A 12,179-nucleotide genomic window follows, 5' to 3' on the forward strand; every position below is an offset into this window, starting at 1 on the left:
TAGAGCAGCCACTATCAGTATTATGTGCAGCTTGAGTATATGTTGCCAAACTTAAGATAAGGTTACCAAGTCGAATTGTTTCACGTGAAACCATAGTCCAATTTAGCTTGATAGCGTGAGCAAATTGAATAGCTGAATATGAGCATGCAACAACACAACCGCTCGGTGAAAAACAAACATAATGTATAATGATTAGCACGACTATAAATTGGAAGGCGCTTATGAAACTCTATATCGGCAATAAAAACTACTCTAGCTGGTCGCTCCGAGCTTGGTTAATGGCTGCGAAATCAGGCGTTAAGTTCGATGAAGTGCTATTAAAACTCGATACCGATAGCTTCTACCAGCAACTCCAATCCATTTCGCCAACGCTAAAAGTACCAACACTGGTCGATGGTGACATTACCGTTTGGGATTCACTGTCGATTTGTGAATATATCAATGATTGTTATCTTTCAGGCACTGCATGGCCACAAGACCCAAAACAAAAAGCCAAGGCTCGCTCCCTCGCCTGTGAAATGCATTCAGGCTTTCATGCCCTGCGAAATGCCCTGCCTATGAATATCCGTGCCCGTCGATATGTCGAGCTTAACCCCGCTGTTCAGCAAGATATTGCTCGGATCGACAGCATTTGGTCTCAGCAAATGACTGAGTTTACCCCATCCAAAAATCAGGGCACTTGGTTATTTGGCGAGTGGTCAATCGCCGATATGATGTTTGCACCAGTGGTAATGCGCTTCTTTACCTATGAGATTGAAGTCTCGCAAGCGAGCCGAGCGTATATGGAATTTATTGTGAGCCAGCCAGAAATGCAGGCTTGGATAACTGCCGCAAAAGCGGAGACTGAAATTGTCGAAGCCGATGAGGCGGGTGTTGATAGGTAATTTTTGCAAAGTAAAGAATCCACCTTCTGAAGAAGGTGGCTTTGTTTTAACCCCCTAAAAGGGGGCCTTTATTCAAGAGCAAGTTGACCCTGCTCTTGCCGCTCTACTTTCTCTTGATGCCTAACGTATCTACGGATTATTTCCTCGTTAATTCCAATCGAATCGACGAAGTATCCTCTCTGCCAAAAATGATTTCCCCAAAGTTTATTCTTACGTAGGTAAGGAAATTTACTGAATATTTTCAAAGCTATCTTACCTTTTAACGCCCCCATTAAATTCGATATAGATATCTTCGGAGGTACCTTCACCACTAAATGAACATGGTCAACTTGAACATTTAGCTCCATGACTATGCATCCCATTTGATGGCAATAAACCTGAATGCATCGATAAACCTCTTTTCCGACATTACCTTTCAATATCCGAAAGCGGTACTTTGGTGTCCAGACTATATGATATTGACATCGCCAGAACACATGCGATGCTTGCTCGTATCTACTCATGTTATTTGCCTCTTTTGACTTCGCTAAAAATCAAAGATGCATTTAACATGGGTAGGTATACAGGCAAAGCCTCAAATGATGATAACCACCTACTGAAGTAGGTGGTTTTGGGCTAAAAATAAAAGGGAAAGCTAAGCTTTCCCTTTTTTATCAATCAGTTTTATCTGTAAAAAACGATATTAAACGTCTAGATATTAAACGTCTAAGTTAGCTACGTTCAGCGCGTTGGCTTCAATAAACTCACGACGAGGTTCTACTTGATCGCCCATCAAGCAAGTAAACAATTGGTCAGCGCCGACGGCGTCATCAATGGTCACTTGCAGCATACGCCGTGATTCAGGATCCATTGTGGTTTCCCACAATTGCTCAGGGTTCATCTCACCCAATCCTTTATAACGTTGGATATATAAACCACGTTTAGCTTCAGAAATAGTCCAATCTAGTGCTTCAATGAAGCTGCCAACTTCTTTCACTCGGTCGCCACGTTGCACATAACCACCGACTTCAATCAAGCCTTCTAGGGCTGCACCTAACTTAGCAATACGTTGATAATCCATTGATTGGAAGAAGTCATAGCTAAATAGGTAATGCGTGTCGATACCATGTTTACGAATGGTGATCTTTGGCAGATACACTTTACGCTCAGGATCGAGTACAGGCTCACCAGAATACAGCACGCCGCTGTTTTCTAATTCCACCAACTCATGAATAAAGGCGTCTATCCATTCCTTCATCTTAGCTTCATCGGCCAGCATCTCATTGCTGATCATTGGGTGGTAAAGCATCCGATTAGTGATATGCGTTGGATAACGTTGCTCTAAACGGGCAACAATCGCCTCTACTTCGCGGTATTGCGTCACTAAACGCTCTAATGGCTCACCCGACATACCTGGCGCACCTTGAGATGGATAAATGCTGGTTCCATCTAACGCTTGAGTGGTCAGATACTGAGTCAGTGCTGCTTCATCTTTCAGATATTGTTCTTGCTTACCTTTCTTGACTTTGAATAAAGGCGGCTGAGCAATATACACATAACCACGTTCAATCAGTTCAGGCATTTGGCGGAAGAAGAAGGTCAACAGCAAGGTACGAATGTGCGAGCCGTCGACGTCAGCATCCGTCATGATGATGATGTTGTGGTAGCGAGTCTTATCTGGGTTGTATTCATCACGACCAATACCACAGCCAAGTGCGGTGATTAGTGTTGCAACCTCTTGAGAGGAAAGCATTTTATCGAAACGAGCTTTCTCAACGTTTAAGATTTTACCTTTCAGTGGCAGAATCGCTTGATTCTTACGATTACGTCCCTGCTTAGCGCTACCGCCAGCAGAGTCCCCTTCCACTATGTAGATTTCTGAAAGACCAGGGTCTTTCTCTTGGCAATCCGCCAGCTTACCAGGCAAACCACCTAAATCGAGCGCGCCTTTTCGACGGGTCATTTCACGGGCTTTACGCGCCGCTTCACGGGCACGAGCCGCATCCACTATCTTACCAACGATTAACTTAGCATCGGCAGGATTTTCAAGCAGATAGTCATTTAGCTTTTCACCCATGGTTTGTTCAACCGCGGCTTTCACTTCGCTAGACACTAGCTTGTCTTTGGTTTGCGAGCTGAACTTAGGATCGGGCACTTTAACCGAGATAACAGCCGTTAAACCTTCGCGTGCGTCATCGCCAGTCGCATTGGTTTTGCCTTTCTTGTTATAACCTTCGTTTTCCATGTAGTTGTTTAGGTTACGTGTCAACGCACTACGGAAACCGGCTAAGTGAGTACCACCGTCACGCTGCGGGATGTTGTTGGTAAAACAGAATATGTTTTCTTGGTAACCATCGTTCCACTGCATCGCCACTTCAACGGTAATGCCGTCGTCACGCTCCTGCATAAAGTGGAATACATCTTTGTTTACCGGCGTTTTATTACGGTTCAAGTAATCAACGAATGCGCTGATACCGCCTTCGTATTTAAAGAATTCGTTTTTATTATCACGCTCGTCGACTAAGCGAATCCCCACACCAGAGTTAAGGAACGATAGTTCTCGCACCCGTTTAGCCAGGATTTCAAAGTGAAACTCAACATCACTGAAAGTTTGCTCACTTGGCCAGAAACGGATTTCGGTACCCGTTTTAGTTGCATCACCAATCTCTTTGATTGGCGCATCAGGTACACCGTGGGTGTAAAACTGCTCGTGGACTTTACCATCGCGGCGAATGGTTAATTGCAGCTTTTTAGAAAGCGCGTTGACCACCGACACACCTACGCCGTGCAGACCACCTGACACTTTATAGGAGTTATCGTCGAACTTACCACCAGCATGCAGAACCGTCATGATAACTTCTGCGGCCGATACACCTTCTTCTTCATGGATAGAGACCGGAATACCACGGCCATCATCCTTAACAGAAACCGAACCATCCACATGGATAGTAATTGTGATATCAGTACAATGGCCCGCTAAGGCTTCATCGATAGAGTTATCGACTACTTCGAACACCATATGATGTAGACCCGTACCGTCGTCGGTGTCACCAATATACATCCCAGGTCTCTTACGTACTGCATCAAGGCCCTTAAGGACCTTAATACTCGAAGAATCGTAACTATTCTCTGACATATTATTCTCTCAATGGTTATTCAATTACCGTTACACGTCCGTGTTCCACATGGAACATCCTACTGGGAGGCGTGTGTAACGAATCGACTATTGCTGCTGGCTCAATGGCGGTCACAAACACTTGTGCACCAGTGTCCACTAGCTGTTTCAGCAATAGCTGCCTATGCTGTGCATCCAACTCGGATGGAAGATCATCCACAAGATAAATACTGTGTTTATCTATTTGTTGTTTGAGCAACTTTCCCTGTGCAATACGCAGTGCACAGACTAATAATTTCAATTGACCACGGGACAGGGCATCCTGCGCCGGCAAAGTGCCTACACGAAGTCTTAAGTCAGCTTTATGGGGACCGCTGACGGTATGACCCGTAGCCAAATCTCTGGGATATTGTGATTCGAGAAGTTGTGCAAAATCCGTTTTGCTATCCCAGCCGCGGGTAAATGAAACCTTAACATTCACCTGCGGTAAAAACTCCTCGATTATACCCTTAAGTAGCTCATTTAACGAGTCTACATAACGGTTTCGTATTTCGGTGACCTGCTCGGTATAACGGACAAACTCCCGATCCCAATATTGGATTTGATCATAGGGAGAATTATTTCTAAGTAGTTGATTTCGTTGTTTAAGAACCCTTCTCACATTCACCCACGCCATATAAAACTGTGGGTCAGAATGAAAGGCGCCCCAATCAATAAATTGCCTGCGGGATTTTGGACCTTCAAACAATAACGAAAAGCTTTCCGGCGTGATGACTTGTATGGGCAAGGTTTCAGCTAAAGTCGATAGCCGTTTGACCTTTTCACCGTCAATTTTGACTTCGGTTTCGCCACTGCGAAAACGCCGTAGACCGATTTTACTGTCGCCGCGGGGTAAATTTAAGGTCGCAAACAGGGTTAGTTTGTCCTGGTCGTTATTGATGACTCGCTGGGATAAGTGGCTGCGAAACGAACGCCCCATCCCGAGAAAGTAAATCGCCTCAAGAATACTGGTTTTGCCACTGCCATTTTGACCATAGATCAGATTAATCCCTTCACTCGGGCTCAGTTGCGCCAATTGAATATTGCGAAAAGAATCAATATTAAGACGGATAAGGCTCATGCGTTACTCATCAAACCGCATCGACGGCTCAGGCCAAGACTCAGGACTGTTATCATACCGCAATTCACATCCATTAGAGTTAATAAGGCAACAAGGGATAAGGTCTGAAGACATATACGCCGCTAAAAAGCGGCGTATGGCACTGCGTAGAAAGAGGATGACTATAAGCGCATTGGCATAACCACATACATGGAATCTTCTTCCAAGTGGTTTTCCAATAAAGCACTCGAGTTACCATCGATTAAAGTGATACGCACATCATCGGACTTAAGGTTGTTGAGCACGTCCAATAAGTAACTGACGTTGAAACCAATTTCGAGTGGCTGATTGTTGTAATCCACATCGATGATTTCTTCCGCTTCTTCTTGCTCTGGGTTATTAGCGGTGATTTTCAGTAACCCCGCCTCTAACTGAATGCGTACACCACGAAACTTCTCATTCGATAAAATAGAAGCGCGCGTTAAAGCTTGCTTGAAGTGGTTACGGCTGGCGATAACGATTTTATCACCGCCCTTAGGTAACACGCGGCGATAATCGGGGAAACGACCATCGACTAATTTACTGGTAAAGACTGTGGTGCTGTTGGTCGCGCGAATCGCGTTATCGCCAATGGCAATAGTGATATCTAAATCATCGGCTTCCAACAAACGTGCCATTTCCATCACGCCTTTACGGGGCACGATCACTTGTTTTTCAGGTAATTGTGCATCTATGGTTCTGTGACTTAAGGCTAAGCGGTGACCGTCGGTGGCAATGGCGCGCAGCACATTACCTTCGGTTTCGAGCAATAAACCATTCAGATAGTAACGAACGTCTTGGTTCGCCATCGAAAACTGGGTCGCATCAATCAAAGACTTCAGCACGCCTTGCTTAAGGGTGAATTCGATTTCCGCCTGAAAGGCTTCCACGTTGGGATATTCTTCTGCGGGCAGGGTTGCCAGCGAGAAACGGCTACGGCCAGAGCGTAACAACCATTTGTTATCTTGCTGCTCGACCTTAAGCTCGCTTTGCTCGGGTAAGGATTTAACGATATCTAACAGCTTCTTAGCAGGAACTGTAGTTCGACCTTCTTCGATATCACCATGAATAACCGCCTGACCGACTAACTCAACTTCAAGGTCAGTACCTGTTAATTTGAGTGAGTGACCACTAACTTCTACAAGGAGATTTGCCAAAATAGGCAAGTTATGGCGTCTTTCTACCGCACCACAAACCAATTGAAGCGGCTTTAATAGGGCGTCCCTATCAATTGAAAATTTCATAGTGTCCAAATTCCTTGATTTTAAGAAGATAAGGTTCTAATCAAGTTAGCATAATCTTCTTTAATGTCGTGACTCTCTTCCCGTAGCTGAGCAATCTTACGACAGGCATGTAACACTGTGGTGTGATCTCGACCACCAAAGGCATCACCAATTTCCGGCAAGCTCTGGTTAGTTAATTCTTTGGATAACGCCATGGCCACTTGTCTTGGGCGCGCAACACTGCGCGAACGACGCTTAGACAACATATCAGCCATCTTGATTTTGTAGTATTCAGCTACGGTTTTCTGAATGTTGTCTATAGTGACCAATTTTTCCTGCAGTGCCAAGAGGTCACGTAGTGCTTCACGCACAAAATCAATCGTTATTGGGCGACCAGTAAAGTTAGCGTTGGCGATCACACGGTTTAACGCCCCTTCTAACTCGCGTACGTTTGAACGTAAGCGCTTAGCAATAAAAAAGGCCACTTCATCGGGCAGGTTAATGCCGCTCTCTTGGGCTTTACGCATCAAAATAGCCACGCGAGTTTCAAGCTCTGGCGGTTCAATTGCAACTGTTAAGCCCCAACCAAAGCGGGATTTTAATCTGTCCTCTACCCCGTCGATCTCTTTTGGATAACGATCCGATGTCAGGATGATCTGATGGTTACCTTCAAGCAGTGCGTTAAAGGTATGGAAAAATTCTTCCTGCGATCGGTCTTTATTGGCAAAGAATTGAATATCGTCGATAAACAGTGCATCGACACTGCGGTAATAGCGTTTGAATTCTTCGATCGCATTGTTTTGCAGCGCTTTGACCATGTCTTGCACAAAACGCTCGGAATGCATATAAACCACTTTAGCATTGGGATTATTTTTAATGATCCCGTTACCGACAGCGTGCAACAAGTGAGTCTTACCTAGACCAGTTCCACCATATAAGAATAGTGGGTTATATGCACCGCCTGGATTTTCAGCTACTTGCAATGCAGCCGCTTTACCAAGTTGGTTTGACTTACCCTCAACGAAGTTATCGAATTGATAAGTTGGATTGATATTGCTGCGATGGTTAGTGTTAGTAACAGGCTCGGTGGTATTAAATGATGTACCAACAGAAGCCTTAGTTTGGGGATTGGGTACGCGCACTGCTGCGACGGGCGCAGGTTCTGGCTTTTTCGCGGACGGACGACTACCGATATCGAAGCGTAGCTTAGGCGCATCATTACCCATTTGCTCAGTAAAAAACTGATTAATGATATTGATGTACTTATCCCTAACCCAATCGAGCACGAAGCGGTTAGGCGCATATAACACCAAAGTATCTCCATCCATTTCGGCTTGTAACGGTCTGATCCACATACTGAACTGCTGAGCAGAAAGCTCATCTTGCAGTCTTCCGATACATTGTTGCCAAAGTGAAACCGCCACTAAGTTATCCCCAAAAGATCATCAAAAAGAGGTGTATTCTATAGCGAGATCTCAAGGATCGCTATCCTTAAAAAATAATTATCCCCAACAAGATCATTCTTTGTCAGCATCCTCGATCATCAAAGATCAAATTCGATCCTTTTATTCAACAAATAGGGAAAATCCCGCTTTATTAAGCGATCTAGATTGATCTATAATGGCGCCCCTTTGATCTGTTAACAGATCCTCTTAACTACTAGATGTAGTGTCCATACACAGAGTTATCCACATCTTATAGTGTGTGGGGGGAGTTGATCTAAGGATACGCTGGCAGAAATAACCCACTTGCTGACTTTCGTTGTTGACGGGGACAAGTAAAGTGATTACAATTCGGCCTCTTTTTTACCCTTACCTCTATTCGTGGAGATAAGGATATGTTCACTAATAACAAAGACGGATTGCCATCATGAGTAAACGTACTTTTCAACCTAGCAACCTGAAGCGCAAGCGTTCTCACGGCTTCCGCGCTCGTATGGCTACTGCAGGCGGCCGTAAGGTGCTTGCACGTCGTCGTGCGAAAGGTCGCGCTCGTTTATCTGCTTAATTAAGTGGATAACTAGTTGACTAGCTATACCTTTACGCGGGAGTTACGCTTGCTAACTCCCGCGCAATTTAAATCTGTATTTTCCAATCCCATCAAAGCATCTTCTGCTGAAATAACCTTGCTTGCCATTCCTAATTCGGAACAACATCCGCGTCTGGGTCTTACTGTTGCTAAACGCTACGTAAAACGTGCCAATCAGCGAAATCGCATTAAGCGAGTGATCAGAGATAGTTTTCGCCTCAATCAACACAATATTCCTCATCTTGATATTGTTGTGCTGGTTAGAAATGGGGTGATGGAAATGGAAAATGCCGAACTCAACAAGTTGATAGAAAAGCTATGGCGCAAACTCAGTCGCCGCTACAATGGCTAGCAACCACGTTTATTCGTGGCTATCAAATCTTCATCAGCCCAATCTTGGGACCTCGATGTCGTTTCAATCCCACTTGCTCTCATTACGCCATTGAGGCAATAAAAGTGCACGGAACCGCGAAAGGTTGTTGGTTTGCATTGAAACGCATATTAAAATGTCACCCTTTGCATCCCGGCGGTAGTGATCCCGTCCCCCCTAAAAATGACAGGTGTAATAAATAGGCTATGGAATCTCAACGCAATATATTGCTAATAGGACTACTGTTTGTCAGCTTTTTGCTGTGGCAACAGTGGCAAGCAGACAAAGCTCCAAAACCCGTTGCAACCGAATCGTCTGTAGTGGCGAATGCGACCACTAATCACAGTGCTGATGTTCCAGAAGCGGATACTGGTGTGCCAGCAGCAGTCGCTGCGACGCAAAATCTAATCACGGTTAAAACCGATCAGCTCGATGTGCAAATCAACCCTGTGGGTGGTGATATTGTTTTTGCTGCACTGGTTTCACATAAATTGGAACAGGGTAAAGACCAGCCATTTGTTTTGCTTGAGCAAACCAAAGATTACACTTATATCGCTCAGAGTGGCCTAATTGGCCGTGATGGTATCGATAGCAGTGCTAAAGGTCGCGCCGCATTTGCCGCCAGCAAAACTGAATTTACCTTAGCCGATGGCCAAGACACCTTAGAAGTACCACTGACCTATGTGGCTGATAACGGTGTGACTTACACAAAAGTGTTTGTATTCCATCGTGGCAAGTTTAATGTTGATATCGATTACAAAATCAACAACACCTCAGCTGCTCCATTGCAAGTTCAGATGTACGGTCAGATTAAACAGACCATCAAGCCATCTGAAAGCAGCATGATGATGCCAACTTACCGTGGCGCGGCATTTTCGACTCAAGATGTACGTTACGAAAAGTACAAGTTTGAAGATATGAGCAAGAGCAACCTCAATCAACCGACTCTCGGTGGTTGGGCGGCGATGCTGCAACATTACTTCGTATCAGCTTGGATCCCACCAGCAACCGATAGCAACACCATTTTCTCGAGTGTAAGCGCTGGCGGTTTAGCTAACATTGGTTTCCGTGGCGCGGTATATGATATTGCACCAGGTGCAACGCAAGAAATTAGCTCACAGTTCTATGTTGGCCCTAAAGATCAAAAAGCGCTATCTGCGTTATCTGATACCTTAAACCTAGTAGTTGATTACGGTTTCCTTTGGTGGTTAGCCGTTCCAATCCACTGGTTATTGATGTTCTATCAATCATTTGTGGGTAACTGGGGTGTGGCAATTATCCTGATCACCTTAACCGTTCGTGGTTTACTGTTCCCGCTTACCAAAGCGCAGTACACCTCAATGGCTAAGATGCGTAACCTACAGCCAAAACTGCAGGAACTAAAAGAGCGTTTCGGCGATGACCGTCAAAAGATGGGTCAAGCCATGATGGAACTGTATAAGAAGGAAAAAGTTAACCCTATGGGTGGCTGTTTACCTATTATTTTACAGATGCCAATCTTTATTGCCCTATACTGGGTATTGCTAGAGAGCTTCGAGCTGCGTCACGCACCATTTATGTTATGGATCCACGACTTATCAGTACAAGATCCATACTACATTCTGCCGCTGCTGATGGGTGTGTCCATGTTTGTGATGCAAAAAATGCAACCCATCGCACCGACAATGGACCCAATGCAAGTGAAGATGATGCAATGGATGCCAGTGATCTTTACCGTATTCTTCCTGTGGTTCCCATCGGGTCTGGTACTGTACTGGTTAGTAGGTAACATTGTTGCCATCATCCAGCAGAAGATTATTTATGCAGGTCTAGAGAAAAAAGGCTTAAAATAAGCCCAAGCGCTAGATAGGAGCTAACAGCTCAGCATATTCAAAAAGGCGGCTTCATTGGCCGCCTTTTCCTTTAGGTAATTTGATCGATATTAATGGGTATTTCCGTGACAACTGACACTATCGTGGCACAAGCCACCGCGCCCGGACGGGGCGGCGTGGGTATCATTCGAATCTCTGGTGATAAGGCAACCGATGTGGCCATGGCCGTTTTGGGTCATTTACCTAAACCCCGTTACGCCGATTACTGCGACTTTAAAAATGCCTCAGGCCAAGTGATAGACCAAGGTATCGCACTGTTTTTTAAAGGCCCTAATTCCTTCACGGGTGAAGATGTATTAGAGCTGCAGGGCCACGGTGGTCAAATCGTCCTCGATATGCTGATCAAACGCGTGCTCGAAGTCGAAGGCATTCGCATCGCCAAACCCGGTGAGTTTAGCGAACAGGCATTTATGAACGACAAGCTGGACTTAACCCAGGCCGAAGCCATTGCCGACCTTATCGATGCCACTAGTGAACAAGCCGCCAAAAGCGCGCTGCAATCACTGCAAGGTGAGTTTTCGAAGGAAGTGCATGAGCTGGTGGATCAAGTCACCCATCTGCGTTTATACGTCGAAGCCGCGATTGATTTCCCCGATGAAGAAGTCGACTTTTTAAGTGATGGCAAAATTGCCAACGCGCTCTACAAAATCATCGACAAACTCAGCGCCGTCCAAGCCAGTGCCAAGCAAGGCTCGATTATCCGCGAAGGGATGAAGGTGGTGATTGCCGGTCGCCCCAATGCCGGAAAATCCAGTCTACTTAATGCGCTCGCGGGTAAAGAGTCGGCCATTGTGACCGAAATAGCTGGCACCACTCGCGATGTGCTGCGCGAACACATTCATTTAGATGGTATGCCACTGCATATTATCGACACCGCAGGTTTACGGGATACCACAGATACGGTTGAACAAATCGGTATCGAGCGCGCTTGGAATGAAATCAACAGCGCCGATCGGGTGTTATTTATGGTCGATGGCACCACCACGGATGCCGTCGATCCCCACGATATTTGGCCCGATTTTATCGATCGTCTCCCCGCCAATTTAGGCGTGACCGTTGTCCGCAATAAGGCCGATCTCACCGGTGAGAACCTCGCCATGACCGAAGAAAAAGGTTACAGCGTGTATCGGATCTCGGCCAAAACCGGCCTTGGCGTTGAGGAATTAAAGCAACACCTTAAATCCTTGATGGGTTATCAGAGTAATCTCGAAGGTGGCTTTATCGCCCGTCGTCGTCACCTCGAAGCATTAGATGTTGCCGCAAGCCATCTGCAACTCGGTAAAGAACAATTAGAGATTTACCTCGCAGGTGAACTGTTAGCAGAAGAGCTCAGAATGGCGCAACTCGCCCTGTCTGAAATCACAGGCCGTTTTACTTCAGACGATCTACTCGGCAAAATTTTCAGCTCATTCTGTATCGGGAAGTAAAAGAGTAAACGCATCCGATAAATTAAAATCAACATTATGATTTTTAAATATTTTATTGATGATTAAAAGGTTGCTATCAAAAAGCATATGCCCCTCGTTAACATTTTAACGAGGGGCATTTTTTTGCAAAAAACTGGACCCTAC

General features: G+C 45.3%; 11 protein-coding genes. 6 read left to right on the forward strand and 5 right to left on the reverse strand.

From position 1 onward, the window contains the following. The first annotated feature begins 221 nt into the window (after nucleotides 1–221). Nucleotides 222–884: a glutathione S-transferase family protein gene (locus KXJ80_RS02085; protein ID WP_218737721.1), complete on the forward strand. Its 663-nt coding sequence runs from the start codon at nucleotides 222–224 to the stop codon at nucleotides 882–884. 68 nt (nucleotides 885–952) lie between these two features. Here KXJ80_RS02085 and tnpA read toward each other — a convergent pair whose 3' ends face one another. The 5 genes from tnpA to dnaA form a co-directional block, all read right to left on the reverse strand. Further along, complete coding sequence (gene tnpA / locus KXJ80_RS02090) at nucleotides 953–1,387, reverse strand: IS200/IS605-like element ISShes8 family transposase (RefSeq protein WP_039978090.1); 435 nt, start codon at nucleotides 1,385–1,387, stop codon at nucleotides 953–955. A gap of 194 nt (nucleotides 1,388–1,581) precedes the next feature. Continuing rightward, a complete protein-coding gene (gene gyrB, locus KXJ80_RS02095) occupies nucleotides 1,582–3,999 on the reverse strand; it encodes a DNA topoisomerase (ATP-hydrolyzing) subunit B (RefSeq protein ID WP_088586444.1) in 2,418 nt (805 codons plus the stop codon). A gap of 16 nt (nucleotides 4,000–4,015) precedes the next feature. Beyond that, on the reverse strand, nucleotides 4,016–5,098 hold the full coding sequence (recF, locus tag KXJ80_RS02100) for a DNA replication/repair protein RecF (protein ID WP_218737722.1): 1,083 nt from the start codon (nucleotides 5,096–5,098) through the stop codon (nucleotides 4,016–4,018). A 161-nt stretch (nucleotides 5,099–5,259) separates the two neighbouring features. Further along, nucleotides 5,260–6,360, reverse strand: coding sequence for a DNA polymerase III subunit beta (gene dnaN, locus KXJ80_RS02105; protein WP_218737723.1), 1,101 nt, complete (start codon nucleotides 6,358–6,360; stop codon nucleotides 5,260–5,262). 20 nt (nucleotides 6,361–6,380) lie between these two features. Next, nucleotides 6,381–7,763 carry a chromosomal replication initiator protein DnaA gene (gene dnaA / locus KXJ80_RS02110; protein WP_037413464.1) on the reverse strand — a complete coding sequence of 461 codons (1,383 nt, stop codon included), beginning with the start codon at nucleotides 7,761–7,763 and terminating at the stop codon, nucleotides 6,381–6,383. A 445-nt stretch (nucleotides 7,764–8,208) separates the two neighbouring features. On the opposite strand from dnaA, the gene rpmH reads away from it, so the two are divergent. The 5 genes from rpmH to mnmE all read left to right on the forward strand — a co-directional run bounded on the left by rpmH (nucleotide 8,209) and on the right by mnmE (nucleotide 12,035). Then, nucleotides 8,209–8,346 carry a 50S ribosomal protein L34 gene (gene rpmH / locus KXJ80_RS02115; protein WP_011070423.1) on the forward strand — a complete coding sequence of 46 codons (138 nt, stop codon included), beginning with the start codon at nucleotides 8,209–8,211 and terminating at the stop codon, nucleotides 8,344–8,346. Nucleotides 8,347–8,362: 16 nt separating this feature from the next. Next, nucleotides 8,363–8,719: a ribonuclease P protein component gene (gene rnpA / locus KXJ80_RS02120; RefSeq protein WP_011070422.1), complete on the forward strand. Its 357-nt coding sequence runs from the start codon at nucleotides 8,363–8,365 to the stop codon at nucleotides 8,717–8,719. Then, nucleotides 8,686–8,940, forward strand: a complete 255-nt coding sequence (gene yidD, locus KXJ80_RS02125) for a membrane protein insertion efficiency factor YidD (RefSeq protein ID WP_037413461.1) — start codon at nucleotides 8,686–8,688, stop codon at nucleotides 8,938–8,940. Before rnpA ends, yidD begins: the two co-directional genes overlap by 34 nt. A 3-nt stretch (nucleotides 8,941–8,943) precedes the next feature. Next, nucleotides 8,944–10,569, forward strand: a complete 1,626-nt coding sequence (gene yidC, locus KXJ80_RS02130) for a membrane protein insertase YidC (protein ID WP_037429332.1) — start codon at nucleotides 8,944–8,946, stop codon at nucleotides 10,567–10,569. Between the two features lie 104 nt (nucleotides 10,570–10,673). Continuing rightward, the gene (gene mnmE, locus KXJ80_RS02135; RefSeq protein ID WP_218737724.1) at nucleotides 10,674–12,035 is read left to right on the forward strand and encodes a tRNA uridine-5-carboxymethylaminomethyl(34) synthesis GTPase MnmE; all 1,362 of its coding nucleotides are present in this window, start codon (nucleotides 10,674–10,676) and stop codon (nucleotides 12,033–12,035) included. Nucleotides 12,036–12,179: the final 144 nt, after the last annotated feature.

Source organism: Shewanella xiamenensis, from assembly GCF_024971755.1.
Classification (GTDB): Bacteria; Pseudomonadota; Gammaproteobacteria; order Enterobacterales; family Shewanellaceae; genus Shewanella; species Shewanella xiamenensis.

Excerpts from the sequence above, each read along its gene's own strand:
- yidD (WP_037413461.1), top strand. The coding sequence starts at position 8,686 with ATGGCGCAAACTCAGTCGCCGCTACAATGGCTAGCAACCACGTTTATT.
- rpmH (WP_011070423.1), top strand. The coding sequence starts at position 8,209 with ATGAGTAAACGTACTTTTCAACCTAGCAACCTGAAGCGCAAGCGTTCT.
- KXJ80_RS02085 (WP_218737721.1), top strand. The coding sequence starts at position 222 with ATGAAACTCTATATCGGCAATAAAAACTACTCTAGCTGGTCGCTCCGA.
- yidC (WP_037429332.1), top strand. The coding sequence starts at position 8,944 with ATGGAATCTCAACGCAATATATTGCTAATAGGACTACTGTTTGTCAGC.
- gyrB (WP_088586444.1), bottom strand. The coding sequence starts at position 3,999 with ATGTCAGAGAATAGTTACGATTCTTCGAGTATTAAGGTCCTTAAGGGC.
- dnaN (WP_218737723.1), bottom strand. The coding sequence starts at position 6,360 with ATGAAATTTTCAATTGATAGGGACGCCCTATTAAAGCCGCTTCAATTG.
- recF (WP_218737722.1), bottom strand. The coding sequence starts at position 5,098 with ATGAGCCTTATCCGTCTTAATATTGATTCTTTTCGCAATATTCAATTG.
- tnpA (WP_039978090.1), bottom strand. The coding sequence starts at position 1,387 with ATGAGTAGATACGAGCAAGCATCGCATGTGTTCTGGCGATGTCAATAT.